At 67.9% G+C, this 21774-nt stretch carries 19 protein-coding genes and 1 rRNA gene; 15 read left to right on the forward strand and 5 right to left on the reverse strand.

What is annotated here, in order from left to right; genetic code table 11:
* From rrf to AC1DGD_RS19175, 13 genes are all read left to right on the forward strand, one after another.
* A 5S ribosomal RNA gene (gene rrf, locus AC1DGD_RS19115) occupies positions 1–84 on the forward strand; the annotation flags it as partial.
* A gap of 413 nt (positions 85–497) precedes the next feature.
* Positions 498–2513: a hypothetical protein gene (locus AC1DGD_RS19120; RefSeq protein ID WP_476857868.1), complete on the forward strand. Its 2016-nt coding sequence runs from the start codon at positions 498–500 to the stop codon at positions 2511–2513.
* 4 nt (positions 2514–2517) lie between these two features.
* Positions 2518–3507, forward strand: a complete 990-nt coding sequence (locus AC1DGD_RS19125; protein WP_476857869.1) for an HAD-IIA family hydrolase — start codon at positions 2518–2520, stop codon at positions 3505–3507.
* A 9-nt stretch (positions 3508–3516) separates the two neighbouring features.
* Positions 3517–3855, forward strand: coding sequence for a hypothetical protein (locus AC1DGD_RS19130; protein ID WP_230010829.1), 339 nt, complete (start codon positions 3517–3519; stop codon positions 3853–3855).
* Positions 3852–4664, forward strand: coding sequence for a TlyA family RNA methyltransferase (locus tag AC1DGD_RS19135; protein WP_476857870.1), 813 nt, complete (start codon positions 3852–3854; stop codon positions 4662–4664). Before AC1DGD_RS19130 ends, AC1DGD_RS19135 begins: the two co-directional genes overlap by 4 nt.
* 22 nt (positions 4665–4686) lie before the next feature.
* Complete coding sequence (locus tag AC1DGD_RS19140) at positions 4687–5724, forward strand: NAD kinase (RefSeq protein WP_476857871.1); 1038 nt, start codon at positions 4687–4689, stop codon at positions 5722–5724.
* Between the two features lie 3 nt (positions 5725–5727).
* Positions 5728–7464: a DNA repair protein RecN gene (gene recN, locus AC1DGD_RS19145; RefSeq protein ID WP_476857872.1), complete on the forward strand. Its 1737-nt coding sequence runs from the start codon at positions 5728–5730 to the stop codon at positions 7462–7464.
* 100 nt (positions 7465–7564) lie between these two features.
* Positions 7565–9358, forward strand: coding sequence for a CTP synthase (locus AC1DGD_RS19150; protein ID WP_476850378.1), 1794 nt, complete (start codon positions 7565–7567; stop codon positions 9356–9358).
* Positions 9359–9385: 27 nt separating this feature from the next.
* Complete coding sequence (locus tag AC1DGD_RS19155; protein ID WP_476857873.1) at positions 9386–10048, forward strand: NUDIX domain-containing protein; 663 nt, start codon at positions 9386–9388, stop codon at positions 10046–10048.
* An 11-nt stretch (positions 10049–10059) separates the two neighbouring features.
* Positions 10060–11070, forward strand: a complete 1011-nt coding sequence (gene xerD, locus AC1DGD_RS19160; protein WP_476857896.1) for a site-specific tyrosine recombinase XerD — start codon at positions 10060–10062, stop codon at positions 11068–11070.
* 110 nt (positions 11071–11180) lie between these two features.
* Entirely contained in the window at positions 11181–11702 is a 522-nt protein-coding gene (locus AC1DGD_RS19165; protein ID WP_476857874.1) for an RNA polymerase sigma factor, read from the forward strand.
* 362 nt (positions 11703–12064) lie between these two features.
* A complete protein-coding gene (locus AC1DGD_RS19170; protein WP_476857875.1) occupies positions 12065–12460 on the forward strand; it encodes a hypothetical protein in 396 nt (131 codons plus the stop codon).
* A 35-nt stretch (positions 12461–12495) separates the two neighbouring features.
* Positions 12496–12978, forward strand: a complete 483-nt coding sequence (locus AC1DGD_RS19175) for an 8-oxo-dGTP diphosphatase (RefSeq protein WP_028277411.1) — start codon at positions 12496–12498, stop codon at positions 12976–12978.
* Between the two features lie 93 nt (positions 12979–13071).
* On the opposite strand, the gene AC1DGD_RS19180 is transcribed toward AC1DGD_RS19175, so the two are convergent.
* From AC1DGD_RS19180 to AC1DGD_RS19195, 4 genes are all read right to left on the reverse strand, one after another.
* A complete protein-coding gene (locus AC1DGD_RS19180) occupies positions 13072–14211 on the reverse strand; it encodes a bifunctional 2-methylcitrate synthase/citrate synthase (RefSeq protein WP_476857876.1) in 1140 nt (379 codons plus the stop codon).
* Positions 14212–14273: 62 nt separating this feature from the next.
* A complete protein-coding gene (gene prpB, locus AC1DGD_RS19185; protein WP_476857877.1) occupies positions 14274–15176 on the reverse strand; it encodes a methylisocitrate lyase in 903 nt (300 codons plus the stop codon).
* The gene (locus AC1DGD_RS19190) at positions 15176–16696 is read right to left on the reverse strand and encodes an MmgE/PrpD family protein (RefSeq protein ID WP_476857878.1); all 1521 of its coding nucleotides are present in this window, start codon (positions 16694–16696) and stop codon (positions 15176–15178) included. The genes prpB and AC1DGD_RS19190 overlap by 1 nt, the downstream gene beginning before the upstream one ends.
* Positions 16689–17348: a GntR family transcriptional regulator gene (locus AC1DGD_RS19195; RefSeq protein ID WP_028277407.1), complete on the reverse strand. Its 660-nt coding sequence runs from the start codon at positions 17346–17348 to the stop codon at positions 16689–16691. Before AC1DGD_RS19195 ends, AC1DGD_RS19190 begins: the two co-directional genes overlap by 8 nt.
* 198 nt (positions 17349–17546) lie before the next feature.
* On the opposite strand from AC1DGD_RS19195, the gene AC1DGD_RS19200 reads away from it, so the two are divergent.
* Positions 17547–19457 carry an AMP-binding protein gene (locus AC1DGD_RS19200; protein WP_476857879.1) on the forward strand — a complete coding sequence of 637 codons (1911 nt, stop codon included), beginning with the start codon at positions 17547–17549 and terminating at the stop codon, positions 19455–19457.
* An 18-nt stretch (positions 19458–19475) separates the two neighbouring features.
* Here the strand turns inward: AC1DGD_RS19200 and AC1DGD_RS19205 are convergent, their stop codons facing one another.
* Positions 19476–20414 (reverse strand): LysR substrate-binding domain-containing protein, encoded by a 939-nt coding sequence (locus tag AC1DGD_RS19205; RefSeq protein ID WP_476850473.1) that lies wholly within the window; start codon positions 20412–20414, stop codon positions 19476–19478.
* A 241-nt stretch (positions 20415–20655) separates the two neighbouring features.
* On the opposite strand from AC1DGD_RS19205, the gene AC1DGD_RS19210 reads away from it, so the two are divergent.
* Complete coding sequence (locus tag AC1DGD_RS19210; protein ID WP_476850384.1) at positions 20656–21774, forward strand: PrpF domain-containing protein; 1119 nt, start codon at positions 20656–20658, stop codon at positions 21772–21774.

Consider the following 21774-nt stretch of genomic DNA (forward strand, 5'->3'; position numbering starts at 1 on the left):
CCCATCCCGAACCCGGAAGCTAAGACCCACAGCGCCGATGGTACTGCACCCGGGAGGGTGTGGGAGAGTAGGTCACCGCCGGAACACCATTAACGGTCGAGGACCCCCACCACCAGGTGGGGGTCCTCCCGCATTTAACGACCCATACGGACCGGGACCGCGCAACACCTGCGGGAGCATCCCGCCACACCCCGCTAAACGTGAGGGAGCGTCACCGGACTTCCCGCCCAAGGTGGGGGAGCGTCACAGCCGCCGTCGACCACCCAACTGCCCGCCAGCCGGCGGCCGCCGACAGAAGTGCCCCGGGAGGTTGTGAGACTTCCCACCGCGGGCCCCCGTCGACCTGGTGCCGTTAGCCGGTGGCGGGTTGCTCGCCTAGAATTGGGGGAGATGTACGGACTTCGAAGCGCTTGATTTCGGGTTGCGTAGGAAACGAAACACGGAACAGAGCGGCTGCGATTGCGCCAGTGGTCAGCTCACAACAGGAGGATTCCAGCATGGCTGAGCACAATGATGGCAACCGCGGCGGCAAGGCCCACGGCAACTCGGGCGGACGCAGTTCCGGTGGAGCCCCGTTCCGCGGCACCAGCAACTCTGGCGGCGATCCCCGCGGATTCCGTTCCAGGGAAGACCGTGACCGTAAGCCGTATGGTGATCGTGCTCCGCGTGAGGGCGGGGATCAGCGCGGCTTCGGAAACAGCGAGCGTAAGCCGTACAGCGGCGGCGGTGAGCGTAAGCCTTATGGTGATCGTGCTCCGCGTGAGGGCGGGGGTCAGCGCAGCTTCGGTGGCGACAGCCGTCCGTCCTATGGTGACCGCAAGCCGTACAGCGGCGGTGGTGAGCGTAAGCCTTATGGTGATCGTGCTCCGCGTGAAGGTGGGGGACAGCGCAGCTTCGGTGGCGACAGCCGTCCGTCCTATGGTGACCGTAAGCCGTACAGCGGTGGTGGCGATCGTGACCGTAAGCCGTACGGTGATCGTGCTCCCCGTGAAGGTGGGGGACAGCGCAGCTTTGGTGGCGACAGCCGCCCGTCCTATGGTGATCGCAAGCCGTACGGCGGTGGTGGCGATCGGGACCGTAAGCCGTACGGTGACCGTGCCCCGCGTGAAGGCGGGGATCAGCGCAGCTTTGGTGGCGACAGCCGCCCGTCCTATGGTGATCGCAAGCCGTACGGCGGTGGTGGCGATCGGGACCGTAAGCCGTACGGTGACCGTGCCCCGCGTGACGGCGGCGGCCAGCGCAGCTTTGGTGGCGGTGGCGACCGTGACCGCAAGCCTTACGGCAGCGGCGAGAACCGCAAGCCCTTCGGCACCCGCGAGGATCGTCCCGCACGGGGCTTCGACCGTGGCGACTCAGGCCCGCGCCAGTACGGACGCGACCGCCCCGAGGACCGTCCGGTTCGCGTGCCCAATGCCCGCGACCTCCGCAGCGCCAACCGCCCGGACCGGGAGCGTTCACCCCAGATCGACGAGGACGTCACGGGCAAGGAGCTTGACCGCGCCACGCAGCACCAGATCAAGACCCTCGAAGGCACCAGCGCCGAATGGGTGGCCCGCCACCTCGTCATGGCCGGGCGGCTCCTGGACGAAGAACCCGAGCTTGCCTTCCAGCATGCCCTGGCGGCCAGCCGCCGTGGCGGACGCCTCGCGTCCGTCCGCGAAGCTGTCGGCCTGACGGCCTACGCAGCCGGCCACTATGGTGAAGCCCTCCGGGAATTCCGGACCTACCGCCGGATCAGTGGCTCCAACATGCACCTGCCGGTCATGGCCGACTGCGAACGCGGCCTTGGCCGCCCGGACCGTGCCCTGGACATGGCCCGGTCCGACGAAGCCAAGGATCTCGACGCCCCCGGCAAGGTGGAACTGGCCATCGTTGCAGCCGGGGCCCGCACCGACCTCGGGCAGCTCGACGCCGCGGTTTCCGAACTGGAAATCCCGCAGCTGGACATCAACCGCGCCTTTTCCTACAGCCCCCGGCTGTTCCGTGCCTATGCTGACGCGCTGACGGCAGCCGGCCGCGCTGCCGAAGCCGCCAAATGGCAACGCCAGGCCACCGTGGCCGAAAACGCGCTGGGCCTCGGGGCTGACGAGGAACCCGACATCATCGATCTCGGCTGGGACGAGGAAGAAGAAGCCCGCGAGGAGGAACGGCAGCGCCGCCTCCGGGCGCAGGAGCATGCCGACACGCACGCCGGAACCGAAGAGCGCGCACCGCGTGCCGCAGGTGCCGCTGCCGCGGCAGAAGCCACCGGCGCCGCAGCCGGAGTGGCCGGCTTGAACGCGGGCGATGAGCTCGCCAGCGACGACGGAGCCGACGACGCAGAAGCCGGCTACTTCGAGTCTGACGACGCCGAGTCCGACGTGGATTCAGTGGAATCCGACGTGCTCGACGAAGCTGATGACGAAGCCGACGGCGAAGCGATCGACGAGGCCGACCTGGAACTGAACGATGACGCGGACCAGGAACTCTCCGCTGACTCAGAGCCGGCGCAGCACGAAAGTGTGGAGGACTAATCGCATGACGGGAACCGCCCTGATCGCCACCTTTGATGCCCTGCTCTCCGATCTTGACGGCGTTGTCTATGCCGGCCCCAACGCCATTCCCGGGGCCGTCGAGTCGCTGCGCCGGCTGGCCGGGGTGGGCGTCGGGCTGGGCTACGTCACCAACAACGCATCCCGTTCCCCGGCACAGGTGGCCCAACACCTGCGCGATCTCGGCGCCCCCGCCGAGGACCACCAGGTGGTGAGTTCCTCGCAGGCAGCGGCAGCGCTGCTGGCGTCGATGCTGCCGGCCGGGGCACACGTGCTGATCACGGGCAGTGCCGCACTTGCCCGGGAAATTGAACTGGTTGGCCTGGTTCCCGTCCGCGGCGCGGAGGATGCCCCCGTCGCCGTCGTTCAGGGCTTTAGTCCGGAACTTGGCTGGAAGGACCTCGCCGACGCATCGTACGTCGTCGCCGGCGGCGCCCTGTGGGTGGCCACCAACACGGACTGGTCCATTCCCCAGGCGCGTGGAATTGCCCCCGGTAACGGGACGCTCGTGGCCGCAGTGGCAGCCGCGACCGGCAAGAGTCCGATCGTGGCCGGCAAACCCGAAGCCCCACTGTTCCACACTGCCGCCAAGCGGCTGGCGGCGGACCGGCCGTTGGTCGTCGGCGACCGCCTGGACACCGACATCCTGGGCGGCAACAACGCCGGTTTCGCCACCGTCGCCGTGCTGACCGGAGTGGACACGAGGGAATCGATCCTCGCGGCACGATCTGTGGAACGCCCCGATTTCCTCATCAATGATCTGACCGGCCTGTACGCGCCATACCCTGCCGTAGAGCACGACGCCGGGCGGTTCCGCAGCGGCACGGCCTCGGCGGTCGTGCGGGGGCAGTCGGTCCACATCAGCGGCGACCCCGCCGACCTCGATTCGTGGCGTGCCGCCTGTTCGGCCTGGTGGGCCGCAAACCCCGAGACGACCAGCGCGCTGGCTCCGGTCCTCGAGTGGTCCGATCACTAGGCTGGACACATGAGCGAGCTACACCAGGGACTGGACCAGGCCCCAGACGAACAGCCGGCTGAGGCGCCGACCCCTGCGGCCGATGTCGCCTGGCCCGAGCTGCCGTCGCAGCAGCTCCCGGCGGAGCTGTCCGGGCACGCCGCACCAGAACACGCGGCAGCAGTCCTGGATCCGGCCGTCAACGCTGTCCTGGACCGCCTCGGGGCCGTGCGGCAAATGCCTGTGTCCGGGCACGGCGAAGTCTATGCGGGCATGCATGATGCCCTGCTGGAGGCCCTGAACGAAGACGTCGCCGGCCACGCCGGCGTGGCGCGCCGTATCCATGCCGCGGGGAACGGGGGATCGTGAGCCGGCTTGACCAGGCACTCGTCAGCCGGGGGCTCGCCAGGTCCCGGACCCATGCCGCCCGGCTCATTGCCGAGGGCAAGGTGAGCTCCGGGGGCGAGGTCCTCGCCAAGGCGTCCCAGCAGGTCCCGGACGACGCCGCGCTGGACGTTACGGCCTCGGCCGAGGACGGCTACGTCAGCCGCGCCGGGCACAAGCTGGCCGGCGCGCTGGATGCCTTTCCCGCCGTCGACGTCGCAGGCAAACGGTGCCTCGACGCCGGCGCCTCCACCGGCGGGTTCACCGATGTGCTGCTTCGGCGCGGTGCGGCCCACGTGGTGGCCGTCGACGTGGGGCACGGCCAGCTGGTGCCGGAAATCCGGAATGACTCCAGGGTTTCCGTGCACGAAGGCCTCAACGTCCGCTACATGGCGGCCGCGGAAATAGGCGGACCGGCCGCCCTGACGGTGGCTGACCTGTCCTTCATCTCGCTGACGCTTGTGGTGGCGCCACTCGCGGCCTGCACCCTGCCCGGCGGCGACCTCGTCCTCATGGTCAAGCCACAGTTCGAGATCGGCAAGGACCGGCTGGGCCGGACCGGCGTGGTCACCTCGGAACGCGAACGCCGGCTCGCCGTGGGCAAGGTGGCTGCCGCCGCCGTGGACGCGGGCCTGGTCTTGTCAGGCCTCGCCCAGAGCCCGCTGCCGGGCCAGGACGGCAATGTCGAATACTTCCTGTGGATAAAACGCGCGATGTCGGAAGTCCCGCCTAAGATCGAGGAGCGGGACGCAGCTGTTGCTGCGTTGCTCGGAACAATCTGGCCGAACCACTAGTACCACCAGAAGGCGGAACCTGATGAGCAGGCGTGTCCTGATCCTGGCCCACACAGGGCGCGAGGAGTCCCTCAAGGCTGCCTGGGAAGCGTGTGCGCTGCTGCACGAATCCGGGCTGGTCCCCGTGCTGCAGGAGAACGAGCTCGGGGACATGGTCCGCTTCTTCGGCCGGCTCGACCACCCGGTCGAGGTCCTTCACGACCACGTGAAGCTGCCCGACGTGGAACTTGTCATGGTCCTCGGCGGAGACGGCACCATCCTCCGGGCTGCCGAACTGGTCCGCGAAGTCGACGTGCCGCTGCTTGGGGTGAACCTTGGCCACGTGGGGTTCCTGGCCGAGAGCGAACGGGCCGACCTCGCCCAGACCGTCGAGTGGATCGCCAGCCGTGACTACACGGTGGAAGAGCGCATGACGATCGACGTCCAGGTCTGGGTCCGCGGCCAGAAGATCTGGCACACCTGGGCCCTGAATGAGGCCGCGATCGAAAAAGGCAACCGGGAACGGATGCTGGAGGTGGTCACCGAAGTCGACGAACGCCCCCTGACCTCATTCGGCTGCGACGGCGTGGTCCTGGCCACGCCCACAGGCTCCACGGCCTACGCGTTTTCCGCCGGCGGTCCCGTGGTGTGGCCCGAGGTCGAGGCCCTCCTGATCGTGCCGATCAGCGCCCATGCCCTCTTCGCGAAGCCGCTCGTGGTTTCGCCGCGGTCCCGGCTCGCCGTCGAGATCCTGAACCGCACCGACGCCCAGGGCGTCCTCTGGTGCGACGGCCGCCGCTCGGTGGACCTGCCGCCCGGCGCGCGCGTCGAAGTGACCCGCTCCGCAACGCCCGTGCGTCTGGCCAGGACGCACCAGACCCCCTTCTCCGGCAGGCTCGTGCGCAAATTCCAGCTCCCCATCCAGGGCTGGCGCGGGCCCGTGCCCCAAACCCGGGCCATCCACACCGGCCCCCTCCCGATCATCCGCACGCCCCGTCCCATGCCGCCGCTTCCCTCGCCGCGCCACGCCGAACCCGGTGACGCGCCCGATCCCTCGCCAGATCCCACAACCGAGAAGTGAACCATGCTTGAAGAACTGCGTATCCGCGACCTCGGCGTCATCACCGACGCCACCCTGCCGCTGGGCCCGGGCCTCAGCGTGGTGACCGGTGAAACCGGTGCCGGCAAGACCATGGTGGTGACCGCCGTCGGGCTGCTCCTCGGTGCCAGGTCCGACGCCGGCGCCGTCCGCAGCGGCGCGAAGAGCGCCTCGGCGGAGGCTGTGCTGAAGCTCGACGCCGGCCACGCTGCCGTCGCGCGGTGCAGGGAAGCCGGGGCCGAGGTGGAGGAGTTCGACGGCGGTGTGGAACTGCTGCTGGCCCGCAGCGTCGGAGCCGACGGCCGCAGCCGGGCCTATCTGGGCGGACGCGCCGCGCCGGTGGGGGTGCTGGCCGAAATCGGCGAAACCCTCGTGGTGGTGCACGGACAGTCGGACCAGATCCGGCTCAAGAGCCCGGTGGCGCAACGCGGCGCCCTGGACAAATTCGCTGGCGAGAGCCTTGCGGGCGCGCTTGCCGCCTATCAGGACCTCTACGCGCACTGGCATGCCAGCCAGGGCGAGCTGGACTCCTTGCGCAGTGCCGCGCGTGAACGCCTCCGCGAGGCCGAGTCGCTGCACGTTGCCCTGGCCGAGATCGACGCGGTGGACCCGCAGCCGGGGGAGGACGAGGCCCTCAAGGCCGAGGCCGTGAAACTGGCCAACGTCGAAGAATTGCGGATCGCGGCCAGCACCGCCCACCAGGCCCTCATCGCCGAGGACTTCGGTGAAGAAGCCGACGCCACCACCCTCGTGGACGCTGCCAAACGCACCCTGGAGCACGTGGCCGAACACGACGGGGAGCTGGGCTCTGCCGCGGCGCGCCTGGCCGAGGTCGGTTTCCTGCTCAACGACATCGCCGCTGAACTCGCCAGCTACCAGGCCGCCCTTGACACGGAGGGCCCGGAACGGCTCGCCGAAATCGAGGACCGACGGGCCGCGCTGGCCAAGCTGGTCCGCAAGTACGCGCCGAGCATCGACGAGGTGCTGGTCTGGGCGGAGGAGGCCCGGGCCCGGCACGAGGAACTCCAGGACGACTCCACCAGGATCGAAGCGCTGGACGCCGAGGTCGCACGGGCCGAAACCGAGCTCCGGAAGAAGGCCGCCGGGATCAGCAAGGCCCGCAGCAAGGCCGCCAAGGACCTCTCCGCGCGGGTCAGCGCTGAGCTCACGGCGCTGGCCATGGCCGATGCCACCCTGGTCATCAATGTGGAGCCCGCAGGCCAGCTGGGACCGTTCGGGGCCGACGAGATCTCCTTCCTGCTTCAGCCGCACTCCGGCGCGCCGGCCCGGCCGCTGGGCAAAGGCGCCTCGGGCGGTGAACTCTCCCGCGTCATGCTCGCCATTGAGGTGGTGCTTGCTGCCGTCGATCCCGTCCCGACGTTTGTCTTCGACGAGGTCGACGCCGGCGTCGGCGGCCGTGCCGCCGTCGAGATCGGGCGCCGGCTGGCGATGCTGGCCCAGCACGTCCAGGTCCTCGTGGTGACCCACCTGCCGCAGGTGGCCGCTTTCGCGAACCAGCACATCAGGGTCACCAAGACTTCCGTGCGGGGCGCTGACGGGGCTACCGCCACCGGCTTCACCTCCAGCGACGTGCAGCTGCTGGACGAGGCCGAGCGCGTCCGCGAACTGGCCCGCATGCTGGCCGGCCAAGAGGACTCCGAATCAGCCCAGGCCCACGCCCAGGAGCTGCTGGACGACGCCAAACTCCTCCCGCAAAGCTAGGCGGGCCCGAAAGGACGTCCGCAGGGACTCCCGCAAGGACCGCTGCTAGGACAACAATCACATCGGGATCCCGCCAAGGAACCCGTGGAAGGCCGAATTGATGATAAGCTCAAACCCCGTGGTGCAGCGATCAAACTCTCGTGTAAATTCCCGGTTTCCGGGCTCGTCCAAGACGACCAAACACATCTTCGTCACCGGTGGTGTAGCGTCCTCGCTCGGTAAGGGACTGACGGCTTCGAGCCTCGGCCACCTCCTGCGGGCACGCGGTCTGTCTGTAACAATGCAAAAGCTCGATCCCTATTTGAATGTGGATCCGGGCACGATGAACCCCTTCCAGCACGGCGAAGTCTTCGTCACTGACGACGGCGCCGAGACGGACCTGGACATCGGCCACTATGAGCGCTTCCTCGATGAAAACCTCGAAGGATCGGCCAACGTCACAACCGGCCAGGTCTACTCGACCGTCATCGCGAAGGAACGCCGCGGCGAATACCTCGGCGACACCGTCCAGGTCATCCCGCACATCACCGATGAGATCAAGCGGCGCATGCGGCTTCCCGCCGAGGGCAAGAACGCCCCCGACGTCATCATCACCGAAATCGGCGGCACGGTGGGCGACATCGAGTCCCAGCCGTTCCTCGAATCCGCCCGCCAGGTCCGCCAGGACATCGGCCGCGGAAATGTGTTCTTCCTCCACGTGTCCCTCGTGCCTTACATCGGCCCGTCGCAGGAGCTGAAGACCAAGCCGACGCAGCACTCCGTTGCCGCGCTGCGCTCCATCGGCATCCAGCCCGAGGCAATCGTGATCCGGTCGGACCGCGAAGTCCCGCAGCCGATGCGCGACAAGATCGGCCGCATGTGCGACGTCGACATCGACGCCGTGATCGGCTGCCCGGACGCACCGAGCATCTACGACATCCCGAAGACCCTGCACTCCCAGGGTCTGGATTCCTACATCGTCCGCGCCCTGGACCTGCCGTTCAAGGATGTGGACTGGACCAGCTGGGACAAGCTGCTCGACGCCGTCCACAACCCGAAGCACGAAGTTGAGATCGCGCTCGTGGGCAAGTACATCGACCTGCCTGACGCCTACCTGTCCGTCACGGAGGCCCTGCGCGCCGGCGGCTTCGCCAACGACACCAAGGTCAAGATCCGCTGGGTCCCCTCGGACGAATGCGAAACCCGTGAGGGCGCCGTGCAGTCCCTGGCCGGCGTCGACGCCATCTGCGTTCCCGGCGGCTTCGGCATCCGCGGCCTGGAAGGCAAACTCGGCGCCCTGAAGTACGCCCGCGAAACTAAGCTCCCGGTCCTGGGCCTGTGCCTGGGCCTGCAGTGCATGGTGATCGAGTATGCCCGCAACGTAGTCGGCCTCGAGGGGGCGTCCTCGTCCGAGTTCGAGCCGGACTCCAAGTACCCCGTCATCGCCACGATGGAAGAGCAGCTGGACATCGTTGACGGCAAGGGCGACCTCGGCGGCACCATGCGCCTGGGCCTGTACGAGGCCAAGCTCGACGAAGGCTCCGTCGTCGCCGAGACCTACGGCGCCACGAAGGTCAGCGAACGGCACCGGCACCGCTACGAGGTCAACAACAAGTACCGCGATCAGATCGCCGCCAAGGGCCTGTCGTTCTCCGGAACGTCGCCCGACGGCAAACTGGTCGAGTTCGTGGAACTTCCCCGCGACGTCCACCCGTACTACGTGGCCACGCAGGCGCACCCCGAGCTCAGCTCGCGGCCCACGCGCCCGCACCCGCTGTTCGCGGGCCTGATTGAGGCTGCCCTTGGCCACCAGCGGGCCGGCGACGCCGCGAACGCTGCAAGCAGCAGCCCGAGTGCGAAGGCCGATGCCCCGGCACCTGCGCCCAAGCCCTCGTCGGCAGCAGTGTCCAAGTAATTTCCAACTGAATCAAAGGACGGCGCGATGCCCGGTATGTCTGAGACCCCCAATGCTGCACGGCAGGTTTCGGATGAGCCGAGCCCGCGCCGTCTTTTGTCGTCCCGAAAGGTGTACGAGGGCCGGATCTGGGACGTCGTCAGCGACAGTTTCCAGCTCAACGACGACGGCGACACCCTGGTCCGGGACTACATCGACCATCCAGGCGCGGTGGCGGTTCTCCCGATGAACGACGACGGCGACGTGCTGCTGCTCCGGCAGTACCGGCACCCCGTCGGCATGGACCTCTGGGAGATCCCCGCCGGGCTGCTTGACGTCGAAGGGGAGGACTTCGTCGTCGGGGCCGCCCGCGAACTGGCCGAGGAAGCGGACCTCGTCGCGGACCGCTGGAACGTGCTGGCGGACTTCTTCAACTCCCCGGGCTCCTCCAGCGAGGCCATCCGCATCTACATGGCCCGCGGCCTGAGTGAGGTGCCGGGACATGAGCGGCACGTCCGCACAGACGAGGAAGCCGAAATCGAACTGCGCTGGACCCCGCTGGACGAGGCCGTGCAGGCGGTCCTTGACGGCCGCCTCCACAACCCGTCCGCCGTCGTCGGCGTCCTGGCCGCTGCCGCCGCCCGCGCGGGCAATTTCGAAAGCCTCCGCCCGGCCGACGCGCCCTGGCCCGCCCATCCCAGCCAGCGCTAGTGGAGCCGCTGATCGCCGAACCGCCGGCCCCGGCGCAGGCAGCCGCTCCCGAGCGGCCGCCCGCCAGGGCGTTGACGGCGATCGACCGCGCAATCACTGACTACCTGCAGCACATGGGCGTGGAGCGGGGCCTCGCGGCCAACACCCTCTCCGCCTACCGGCGGGACCTGGCCCGCTACGCCAGGCATCTGGCCCACGCGGGCCGGGAACGCCCCGCGGAGATCACCCGGCACGACGTCACCGGATTCGTTCAGGCGCTCTCCGACGGGTCCGACGGCGGCTCCGCCCTGGGCATCCGCTCGGCGGCCCGGACGGTGGTGGCGGTGCGCGGACTCCACAAGTTCTGGGCCCTCGAAGGCATCACGTCCACCGACCCGGCCAGCGACGTCCACCCGCCCATGCCCGGCAAGCGGCTGCCCAAGGCCATCAGCGTCGATGAGGTCACCCGGATCCTCGAGGCGGCCGGCACGGACACGGCAACGGGCCTGCGCGACCGCGCGCTGCTCGAATTCCTCTATTCCACCGGTGCCCGCATCAGCGAAGCCGTGGGCCTGGACGTTGACGACATTTCCCTGCATACCTCCGGCGGGTCCGATGCCGGCGACGGGCCCGCGATCGTCAGGCTCTTCGGCAAGGGGTCCAAGGAACGCCTCGTCCCGCTCGGATCCTATGGGGCACGAGCCCTTGACACCTACCTCGTCCGCGGCCGGCCCCTGCTGGCCGCCAAGGGCAAGGGCACCCCCGCCCTGTTCCTCAACGCCCGCGGCGGCAGGATCAGCCGGCAAAGCGCCTGGACCATTTTGAAGGCGGCGGCGGACAAGGCCCACATCACCAAGGACGTTTCGCCACACACGCTGCGGCACTCCTTCGCCACCCACCTGCTGGAGGGCGGGGCCGACGTCCGGGTGGTGCAGGAGCTGCTGGGGCACGCCTCGGTGACCACCACGCAGGTCTACACCCAGGTGACGGCCGATACGCTGCGGGAGATCTACGCCGCCGCGCACCCGCGCGCCCTGGGCTAAGACGTAGTCCGCCGGGTCCCCGCACCGCGCCGGTGCCGGCAAACTTTTTTGCGGGCCTGTGTAAGAAAATGCCGTTCACTGGACACTTACACAGCAAGAAGAAGTCATCGATGTCCGGGGGAACCACCATGTTGGCTGCCAAAGAGCAAGCGTTCATTGATCTGCACACCCAGCACTCCGCGCGGGTCTACCGCTACATTGCCTGCCGTATCAGTGACCGGCACCGCGCCGAGGAACTGGCCGCGGACGTCTTCAGAATTGCCTGGGAGAAGGAGCTGTCGGAACCGCCCGGCATTGGCTGGCTGTTGGCAACGGCCCGGAATGTGGTCGGCAATGAGTACAAGGGCCGCCGTCGCCGCCAGGAACTTGTCGAAAGGCTGAAAGACGATGCCCGCAGCCAAATCCCCGAGTCAAACAATGAAGAACGAGCCGCCGTGGCGGAGGTGCTGGTGCAGCTCAGGGAGCGGGACCGCGAGGTCCTCATGCTCAGCTACTGGGACGAGCTGACCATCGCTGAACTGGCGCAGACGCTGGGCTGTTCTTCATCCGCCGCTGCCGTTCGCCTGCACCGGGCACGCCGGGCGTTCGCGAAAGCTGCCCCCTCACATCTCATGACCGAACGGAAGGACTAGCCATGGACCGCATCGAACAGCTCATGAGGGATGCAAAACCTCGGGTGGGAGCGCCGGGAGCAGAGCCGGGAAGCGACTCTGCCCGCTCAATCGTATTTTCCACGGATCCGAATGTCGTTCTTTTGGCAGGGCGCACTCCGGCACGACGGAATGCCGTGCGGGCTGCGGCCGCGACTGTACTGGCCGCTGCAGCCGTCGTTGGCGCGGTGGTTGTCGGCGGCAATCTGATGCCGCAACCAGCGCCGGGGCCGGCCCAGACGGGCATCCCGGCCCCGACTGTCTCCGCCAGCCCATCGCCGTCGTCCCCAACCCCTTCCGCTGCCGCCCCCACAGCGTCTCCCACGAAAGCGGGTCCTGCCGCTTTGGGCACCGGCGGGGTCGCATGCACCCTGGCCAACATTGACCAGCAGCGCAATGACCAGCAGCGCGCGATCATCCCGATTGCCCCCGCCGAACAGGGCTACTACACGGTGCTGGGCTGCGCCGGCGGATGGCTCGCCTACTCCATTTCCGGTGACGGGATCCGGGCACTCCAGCTCGACGGCGGCAACGCCTGGTTCAAGATCGCCAAACTGCAGAACGGCCGATTCCTCTGCGATGTCCGGCAGGAGTGGTCCAGCGTCTACAACTGGGAGTTCCAAGCCACGAACAACCAGGGCCTCACGCCGCAGCAGGCCATGGACAAGGAATTCGCGCAGAAGGGGATACCGGTCGAACTGAGGCCGCAGCTTGTCGGCGACGGCCCGGCCGCCGGATAGCGCCGGCAGCCTGCGGCAGCTATAGGGTTGAGCACATGAAGCTCACGCCAGTCACTCTCTGCTTCCCGCTCCGTGATGCGGAGAGCGGCACCGAGGTGCTGCTGGGCATGAAAAGGACCGGCTTTGGCATCGGCAAGATCGTGGGAATCGGCGGCCACGTGGAGCCGGGGGAGAGCGACGCCGAGGCCGTGGTCCGCGAGGTCTGGGAAGAAGCCGGGATCATAGTGCTCCAAGAGGACCTGGCCCACGCCGGCGTTGTCGAGTTCATCTTTCCGGCCCGGCCTGACTGGAACATGTCGTGCCGGCTCTTCACCACCCGGCGGTGGCACGGCGAACCCGCCGAGAGCCCGGAAATCACGCCCGAATGGTTCGACTCCGCGGCGTTGCCGCTGGAGCGGATGTGGCAGGATGCGGGGCACTGGCTGCCTCCGGCGCTGGCAGGCGAAACGATCGACGTCGTCGTGGTCCTCAACGAGGACAACGAGACTGTTGCGTCGGTCCGGATCCCGCGGCGCTGAAGTCCGCGGGCAAACAGCACGGGCCGGCCACCTACGAATAGGTGGCCGGCCCGTGCCGGCTGTCCGGTCCCGTGCGTCCCGCAGGAAGCCCTGCTACCCCAGGTGCCGTTCCTCGACGCCGTTGTACTCGCTCAAGGGACGGATGAGGGAGTTCGAATCCAGCTGCTCCATGATGTGCGCCGTCCAGCCTGTGATGCGGCTGGCGACGAACAGCGGGGTGAACGTGGCGGTGTCGAAGCCCATGAGGTGGTACGTGGGTCCGGTCGGGTAGTCGAGGTTCGGCTTAATCCCCTTCGCCTCGTCCATCGCCGTCTCGAGCCCGTTGTAGAGGCCCAGCAGCTCCGGCCGGCCATAGTGCGCGATCATCTTGTCCAGCGCCGACTTCATGGTGGGCACCCGGGAGTCGCCGTGCTTGTAGACGCGGTGGCCGAAGCCCATGACCTTCTTCTTGTGGGCCAGGGCGTCCTCCATCCAGGCCTTGGCCCGGACGTGGGCGTCCTCCAGGGACTCCTCCGGCCGGATGCCGATCTCGTCAAAGGTGTGCATGACGGCCTCGTTGGCACCGCCGTGCAGCGATCCCTTGAGGGCCCCGATGGCGCCGGTCACGGCTGAGTGCAGGTCCGAGAGCGTGGAGGTGATTACCCGGGCCGTGAAGGTCGAGGCATTGAAGGAGTGCTCGGCGTACAAAATCATGGAGACATTGAACGCGTCGACTACTTCGGGGACGGCCTCCTCACCAAACGTCATCCAGAGGAAGTTGGCGTCGTAGCCCAGATCCTCGCGGGGTTCCACCACGTCCTGGCCGTGCCGGCGCCGCTGGTCGTAGGCCACCACGGCCGGCATCGCGGCGAACAGATCGATGGCCTTGGCCAGGTTGGCTTCGCGCGAGGCGTCCTCGGCGAGGGGGTGCCGGGCCCCCAACACCGACGTGGCAGTCCGGCAGACATCCATGGGATGCGCGGTGGTGGGCAGCGCGTCAATCACCTGTTTGACGACCGGATCCAGGGCACGCCCGGCGCGTTCCCGGGCGGTGAACTCCGCCAGCTGCGCCGCGTCGGGCAGCTCGCCGTTCCAGAGCAGGTACGCGACTTCCTCGAAGCTGCACTTGGCAGCCAGTTCCTGGACGGGGTAGCCGCGGTACAGCAGCGAGTTCGTGTCCGGGTTGACCTTGGAGACTGCGGTGTAGTCCACCACGACGCCGGCGAGGCCCTTTTTAATGTCCTGTTCAGCCATGCTGAAACTCCTTTGTTCCTAACGCCTGTATACCGGCACGTGCCGGAGGTTCTATGCGGGGCTTACTTACCGGGGATCTGGAAATTAAAGACTCCGGTATCGAAACGGTTGTAAGCCTCGTAATCAACGAGATCGTACAAACGCGCACGGGTCAGCATGCTTCCAACCTGTGCCTCCTGGGTTCCGTCGGCCTTAATCGATTCCAGAGTACGCTCCGCAGCGCCCATGGCACTACGGAGCAGCGTCACCGGATAAATGACCATATTGACACCGACGCCGGCCAGCTCCTCCACGGTGAACAAGGCACTCTGGCCGAATTCGGTCATGTTGGCCAGGATCGGGACGTTGACGGCGTCGCGGATGGCCTGGAATTCGGCCAGGTCCTTCATCGCCTCCGGGAAGATCGCGTCCGCACCGGCCTCCACGAGCGCTTTGGCACGCTCCTGGGCGGCCTCGAGCCCGTCCGTGGCGCGGATGTCGGTCCGGGCCATGATCAGGAAGTTCGGGTCGCGGCGGGCATCGGCCGCGGCCCGGATCCGCTTGGTGGCGGTTTCCAGGTCCACGACGTTCTTCCCGTCGAGGTGGCCGCAGCGCTTGGGGTTGAACTGGTCCTCGATGTGGCAGCCGGCCAGGCCGGCGTTCTCGAGTTCCTGGACCGACCGGGCCACGTTCATGGGCTCACCGAAGCCGGTGTCGGCGTCGACGATTGCCGGCAGGTCCGTCATCCGGGCGATCTGCCCGGCGCGGGTGGCGACCTCCGTGAGGGTGGTCAGCCCGATGTCCGGCAGGCCCAGGTCATTGGCGAGGACGGCGCCGGAAACGTACACCCCGGCGAAGCCCTTCTCCTCGATCAGCCGCGCCGACAGCGGGTTGAACGCGCCGGGGAACTGGGCGATGGTGCCGGAGGCGAGGATTTCGCGGAACCGGATCCGCTTTTGCTCCGGGGTGACTTTCGAATACAACATTAGAAGAGTCCCTTCGGGGCGCCGGCGAGGTCGATCACGCCGTCGGCGGCCTGGATGTTCAGCTGGTCCAGCTCGCCGGCGGCGAGCTCGGGGAGCCGGGCGGCGGCGGCGAGGAAGCGCTCGATCTCCTCGTCGGCCACGAGGCCGGCGGCAAGGGTGCGGAACTTGTTGACGTACTGCTCCCGGGCGAACGGCCGGGCGCCCAGCGGGTGGGCGTCGGCGACCGCGATGTCATCGGTGATGACCGTGCCGTCCTTGAGCGTGATCTCCACGGTGCCGCCGAAGGCCTTCTCGGCGATGTCCAGGGAGTGGTAGCGGCGGGTCCATTCCGGGTCCTCGACCGTGGTGACCTTGTGCCAGAGTTCCACGGTGTCGGGGCGGCCAGCGCGTTCCGGGGCGTAGGAGTCCACGTGGTGCCAGGTGCCGTCCTGCAGGGCGACAGTGAAAATGTACGGGATCGAGTGGTCCAGCGTCTCGCGGCTGGCCGTGGGATCGTACTTCTGCGGGTCGTTGGCGCCGGAGCCGATCACGTAGTGGGTGTGGTGGCTGGTCTTGATCAGCACGGATTCGACATTGGCCGGGTCCGTGACCTCGGGGTGTTCGCCGTTGAGCTTGCGGGCGAGGTCGATCCACGCCTGGGCCTGGTATTCGGCCGAGTGTTCCTTGGTGTACGTGTCCATGATGGCCCGCTTGGCCTCGCCGGCCTCAGGCAGCGGCACGGTGTAGGAGGCGTCCGGGCCGTCCAGCATCCAGGCGATCACGCCGTCTTCGCCCTCGTAGATCGGTACGGGCGAGGTCTGGCCGCGCATCGCACGGTCCGCGGATTCGACGGCCATTTTGCCTGCGAACGCGGGGGCGTGCGCCTTCCAGGTGGAGATTTCGCCCTTGCGGGACTGCCGGGTGGCGGTGGTGGTGTGCAGCGCCTGGCCGACCGACTGGAAGATGGTCTCGACGTCGAGGCCCAGCAGGGTGCCGATGCCGGCGGCCGCGGACGGGCCGAGATGGGCCACGTGGTCGATCTTGTGCTTGTGCAGGCAGATGGCCTTGACCAGGTTGACCTGGATCTCGTAGCCGGTGGCGATGCCGCGGACCAGGTCCCGGCCGCTTGAACCGACGTGCTGGGCGACGGCCAGGACCGGGGGGATGTTGTCACCCGGGTGCGAGTAGTCCGCGGCCAGGAAGGTGTCGTGGTAGTCGAGTTCACGGACCGCGACGCCGTTGGCCCAGGCGGCCCATTCGGGGGAGACGCGTTCCTCGATGCCGAAGACCTTGGCGCCCTTGCCGCCGGTGCTGGGACCGTGGGTGAGGGCCTGGGCCCGGGCCGCGACGATCGGGGCGCGGTTCAGCGAGGCAACCGCCACCGAGGCGTTGTCGATGATCCGGTTGATCACCATGTCGGTGACCTCATCGGTGACCTCCACGGGATCCGCGGCGACCTTGGCGATCTTGTAGGCGAGCTGGTCCTCGCGGCCCAGGTTTTCCTCGCTCTTGTAAACGCGGACGTGGTGTTCCTTAACCATGGTGCTCCCTTTGCTGAGGTGTATGGGTGGCTTTGACGTGCGAAAGACTGCGGTGCAGGTGAAGCGTGGTGGCGGCCTCGGCCAGGCGCGGGTTGCCGGCGGCGATCGCCTCGGCGATGGCAGCGTGCTCGGCGGCCGCGGCAGTAAGCCGGGCGGCGTCGTCGGCGGCCAGGCGCCGGACGCGCACGAGGTGGACGCGGAGACTGCGCATGGCCTGGACGAGGTAGGCGTTGGAAATGGCGGCGTCGATGGCCGCGTCCAGCCGTCCGACCAGCCCGTAATAGTCGTGCAGGGCCGGATCCTGTCCGCCGATCAGTTCCGGGGCCTGGAGCAGTTCGCGCCGCAACGCATCGAAGGTTGCGGGGTCGCCGCGCTCGGCGGCCAGGGCGGCGGCCCTGCCCTCGAGGGTTTCGCGCAGTTCGAACAGTTCGTCGATGTCGTCCAGGGAAATGTCGGTGACGACGACGCCGCGGCCGCCCGCCGTCGTCGTCAGCCCTTCGGCCGTGAGCCGGCTCAGGGCCTCCCGCAGCGGGGTGCGGGAGATGCCGAGGCGCGCCGACTGTTCCACCTCCGCGAGCACGGTTCCGGGCAGGAGGCGCCATTCGATGATGTCGTCGCGCAGGGCCGCGTAGGCCTTGTCGCTGGCGCGCATCCTGCCTCCTTCGGTGGCGGCTGTGTCGGGATGGAACAACATCAGTGTATACACGCAACGGCTCTTTGCCCAGCAATTGCCGCCTGTGGTGAACAAATAGCCGAGTTGTGTATACATGACCCTTGTATCGCCGGTCCGCCCCGGTTTACCCTTGTCTATCATTGGTCGCATCACAACGTCGTGGACAGGATGTACGTCATGGTCACCAAGAGCTACAGGGCAGCCTACGAACGGAGCCTGGAACATCCCGCAGAGTTCTGGCTGGAGGCCGCGGAAGGGATCTCCTGGCAGACGTCCCCGCGGCAGGCCCTCGAGGCGGGCCGGGCACCGCTCTACGACTGGTTTCCGGACGGGGTCCTGAACACGTCGTACAACGCCCTCGACCGGCACGTCGCCCAGGGCAGGGGTCAGCAGGATGCCCTGGTCTACGACTCCGCGATGGTGGGCATCCGGCAGAGCTATACCTATGCGGAACTGACGGACCTCGTGGCCCGGTTCGCCGGTGTCCTGCGCCGCAGCGGCGTCGGCAAGGGCGACCGCGTGGTGATTTACATGCCGATGATCCCCGAGGCCGTGATCGCGATGCTGGCCACCGCACGGCTCGGCGCCGTGCACTCGGTCGTCTTCGGCGGGTTTGCCCCCAAGGAACTTGCCGCCCGCATCCGCGACGCAGCCCCCGCGGCGGTGGTGACGGCGTCCGGCGGCATCGAGCCGTCGCGCCGGATTGAGTACCTGCCTGCCGTCGCCGAGGCCCTCAGTATCGCCGGCGCCGCCGAAACCCCGGTGCTGGTCAAGGCCAGGGACGGCTTCGGCTCGACGGTGGCCTCCATGGCGGCCGAGCACCCCGGGTGGCTCGACTGGGACACCGAGATGGCCTCCGCCGAGGCGGCCGCGCCGGTGGACGTCAAGGCGACGGACCCGCTGTACATCCTCTACACCTCGGGCACCACCGGCTCGCCCAAGGGCGTGGTGCGGGACAACGGCGGCCACGCCGTGGCCCTGAAATGGACCATGGAAAACCTCTACGACGTCGGCCCCGGCGACGTCATGTGGACCGCCTCGGATGTCGGCTGGGTGGTGGGCCACTCCTACATCGTCTACGGTCCGCTGCTGGCCGGCGCCACCACGGTGCTGTACGAAGGCAAGCCGGTGGGGACGCCCGACGCCGGCGCGTTCTGGCGGGTCATCCAGGACCACAAGGTCAACGTGCTGTTCACCGCGCCCACCGCGCTGCGGGCCATCCGCAAGGCCGACCCTGAGGGCCGGTTCCTGGACAAGTACGACATTGCCAGCCTGCGGACCCTGTTCGCGGCCGGCGAGCGGCTGGACACCGATACCTTCCACTGGGCCTCCCGGGTGCTCGGTGTTCCGGTGGTCGACCACTGGTGGCAGACGGAGACGGGCTGGGCCATCTGCGCCAACCCCCGAGGCCTCGGCGGACTGCCGATCAAGGCCGGGTCGCCGAGCGTCCCGATGCCCGGCTTCCGGCTCAACGTCGTCGACGGCGCGGGCGGGGACGTCGAGGCCGGCACAGAAGGCAACATCGTCCTCGGCCTGCCGCTGCCGCCTGGCACCCTGACCACGCTCTGGCGCAACGACGACCGCTACATTTCCTCCTACCTCCAGGCGTTTGAGGGCTACTATGCCACCGGTGACTCGGGCTACCGGGACGAGGACGGCTATGTCTTCGTCATGGGCCGCACGGATGACATCATCAACGTCGCCGGACACCGGCTCTCCACCGGCGCCATGGAACAGGTGATCGGCCAGCACCCGGCAGTTGCCGAATGCGCCGTGATCGGCCTCGCCGACCCGCTCAAGGGCCAGCGGCCCAGCGGCTACGTGGTCCTCAAGTCCGGGGTGGACGTGCCCGAGGAAGTCCTGGTCAAGGACCTGATCGCCCTGGTCCGGCGCGACATCGGGGCCGTGGCGGACTTCAAGCACGTCACCGTGGTGGATGCCCTGCCGAAGACCCGTTCGGGAAAGATCCTGCGCAAGACCATGCGCCAGATCGCCGACGGCGAGACCTACGTGGTGCCCTCCACGATCGAGGACGCCGGCGTGATCGACGCGCTGCTCGACACCCTGCGCCCCGGCCCTACGGAGTGACCGGAGCAGCCTCGTGGTCTAGTGATAGTCGCCGGCCCGTTCGCGGGCGATTTCCAACAGGGTGGAGTGGAAGGCCACCTCGGCCGGGGCATAGACCTTGTCCTCCCGCTGCGCCAGCAGTATTCTCCGCAGCGGGGCAGCGGAGCCCAGGCTCAGCACCTTCACGTCGGGATGCTGAAGTGCCACGGCGGTTTTGGGCACCATAGCCACGCCCATTCCCACGCTGACCATGGCCTGGGCCTCCTGGTAGTCGTTGGCCAGGAAGGCAATCTCCGGTTCGAATCCGGCGTCGTGAGCGGAACGCTGCAGCACCTCCACGACGGGGTGGGCCTCGGCGCGCACGATCCAGGACTCGTTGCGCAGGTCTTCCATGCGTACCTGCTCCCGCTCGGCGAGTGGATGGCTGCGGGCCACCAGGATAACGGTGCTCTCCCGGAAGACCTCGGTTACGCGGATGGAATCGTCCCGGAACGGGTTCCAGGGGTAATCCCAGAGCAGGCACAGACCCGTGACCCCGGACTGCAGATCTGCGACGAGTTCGTCGAAGCGGGCGCTGCGCAAAGAGAGGCTGATGGCCGGGTAGCGCTTCTTGAAGGTCCGGATGACGATGGGCAGGAAGGATCCGGCCAGGGTTGGGAATGTACCCACAGTCAGGGAACCGCGTCTGAGGCCGGCAATCTGGCCCAGGTCGGACCGGGCTGCCTGCATCTGCCAGACGATCTTGCGGGCGTGGCCGGCCAGAACCTGGCCGGCCTCGGTGGGCACCACCCCGCGGGAGCGGCGGGTGAGCAGAGGCTGCCCCACTTCCTGTTCGAGCTTGCGCAGCTGCTGGGAGACGGCCGAGGGCGTGTACATCATCAACTCGGCCGCCGCGGTGATCGAGCCCTGCTCCACCACCTCCAGCAGAAGCGCCAGCCGCCTTATGTCGAACAAATCCTGACCTTCGTCCTTTAGCAACGCTTCACCCTTCTTCGCCTTTGGTTCATTCCCTGCCGGGACGAGGCCTGCCTTGAGGACTTCGAGCACTTTTCCTGGCAACGGACGCTTTGCAGCTGGGGAATAATCCTCCAGCGCTCTATGAATTAAGCAATCCTACATCCCCCTGAAAAAATCCAACATTGTCTAAAGTTGTGATCTGGCTCAATCTCTTTTCAGGTCCTCATTCAAGTCTGAGGCACGAGGAGAAGCGGGAAACACCATGAAGATCGAAGCCCAATGGATGCGCGGAGGCACCAGCAAGTGCTGGGTGTTCGAAGCGGAGCATCTTCAGGCGGGCGGCATCAGCCTGGATGTGCTGCTGCCGCGGCTGTTCGGCAGCCCGGATCCGCGCCAGATCGACGGCGTCGGCGGCGCCACCTCGACCACCAGCAAGGCCGTGATCGTGCACCGGCCCGTCAGTGGCGACGTCGACGTTGAGTACACCTTTGCCCAAGTCGGTGTCGAAGAGGCCGCGGTGGACTGGGGCAGCAACTGCGGGAACGGCTCGGCGGTGGTGGGTCTGTACGCCATCGAGAAGGGCTGGGTGCTCCCCAACGGAGACGTCACCCGGATCGTCACCCGCAACACCAACACCAACCAAATCATCGTCCAGCGCGTGGCCACCCCTGCCGGAGCCCTGGCCTCCGTTCCGGACGCCCGGACGCCAGGCGTACCCTTCCCCGGCTACGCTGTGGGGCTCGGCTTCCAGGACCCTGCCGGCAGGACCACCGGTGCGCTGCTGCCCACCGGTGCGGCCACTGACACCCTCACCGCCGGCGGAACCCGCTGGACTGTGTCGATGGTCGACGCCGGAGCGCCCGTCGTGATCGTCAACGCCGAAGAACTGGGCCTGGACCCGGCCAGGTACGACAGCTGGCGCGCCGGAGTGGAGCTGCAGCTGGATACCCTGGAGCAGATCCGGCGGCAGGCGGCGGTGCGGATGGGGCTGGTCCGCACAACAGCCGAAGCGGCCCGGGCCATCCCCAAGCTCGCCATCGTCGCCGCGGCCGCCCAGGCTGACCCAGACTGCGACGCCAACGTCATGATGCTCTCCATGGGCAAGCCCCACCCGGCCCTGGCCATCACCGGCAGCATCGCCCTGACCCTGGCCGCCCGCACCCCCGGCACCGTGCTGCACACCATTACGGGCGACTCCCTGGGGAGCACGCTCCGGCTCCGCACCCCCGCCGGGGTCATCGAGACCTGGAGCGAGGAGCACGACGGGACGCTCCTCGTAGGCGTCGACCGCACGGCCCGCACCATCGCCACAACCATCATCCATCTCCCCGAGGTCCCCGGCAGCGCCGTCGCTGCCTCCCTCGCGGGAGCCACCCGCTGA

The sequence above is a fragment of the Arthrobacter sp. 05T45 genome (assembly GCF_056395875.1).

Excerpts from the sequence above, each read along its gene's own strand:
- AC1DGD_RS19120 (WP_476857868.1), top strand. The coding sequence starts at position 498 with ATGGCTGAGCACAATGATGGCAACCGCGGCGGCAAGGCCCACGGCAAC.
- AC1DGD_RS19125 (WP_476857869.1), top strand. The coding sequence starts at position 2,518 with ATGACGGGAACCGCCCTGATCGCCACCTTTGATGCCCTGCTCTCCGAT.
- AC1DGD_RS19130 (WP_230010829.1), top strand. The coding sequence starts at position 3,517 with ATGAGCGAGCTACACCAGGGACTGGACCAGGCCCCAGACGAACAGCCG.
- AC1DGD_RS19140 (WP_476857871.1), top strand. The coding sequence starts at position 4,687 with ATGAGCAGGCGTGTCCTGATCCTGGCCCACACAGGGCGCGAGGAGTCC.
- recN (WP_476857872.1), top strand. The coding sequence starts at position 5,728 with ATGCTTGAAGAACTGCGTATCCGCGACCTCGGCGTCATCACCGACGCC.
- AC1DGD_RS19150 (WP_476850378.1), top strand. The coding sequence starts at position 7,565 with ATGATAAGCTCAAACCCCGTGGTGCAGCGATCAAACTCTCGTGTAAAT.
- AC1DGD_RS19155 (WP_476857873.1), top strand. The coding sequence starts at position 9,386 with ATGCCCGGTATGTCTGAGACCCCCAATGCTGCACGGCAGGTTTCGGAT.
- AC1DGD_RS19165 (WP_476857874.1), top strand. The coding sequence starts at position 11,181 with ATGTCCGGGGGAACCACCATGTTGGCTGCCAAAGAGCAAGCGTTCATT.
- AC1DGD_RS19175 (WP_028277411.1), top strand. The coding sequence starts at position 12,496 with ATGAAGCTCACGCCAGTCACTCTCTGCTTCCCGCTCCGTGATGCGGAG.
- AC1DGD_RS19180 (WP_476857876.1), bottom strand. The coding sequence starts at position 14,211 with ATGGCTGAACAGGACATTAAAAAGGGCCTCGCCGGCGTCGTGGTGGAC.
- prpB (WP_476857877.1), bottom strand. The coding sequence starts at position 15,176 with ATGTTGTATTCGAAAGTCACCCCGGAGCAAAAGCGGATCCGGTTCCGC.
- AC1DGD_RS19190 (WP_476857878.1), bottom strand. The coding sequence starts at position 16,696 with ATGGTTAAGGAACACCACGTCCGCGTTTACAAGAGCGAGGAAAACCTG.
- AC1DGD_RS19195 (WP_028277407.1), bottom strand. The coding sequence starts at position 17,348 with ATGCGCGCCAGCGACAAGGCCTACGCGGCCCTGCGCGACGACATCATC.
- AC1DGD_RS19200 (WP_476857879.1), top strand. The coding sequence starts at position 17,547 with ATGGTCACCAAGAGCTACAGGGCAGCCTACGAACGGAGCCTGGAACAT.
- AC1DGD_RS19210 (WP_476850384.1), top strand. The coding sequence starts at position 20,656 with ATGAAGATCGAAGCCCAATGGATGCGCGGAGGCACCAGCAAGTGCTGG.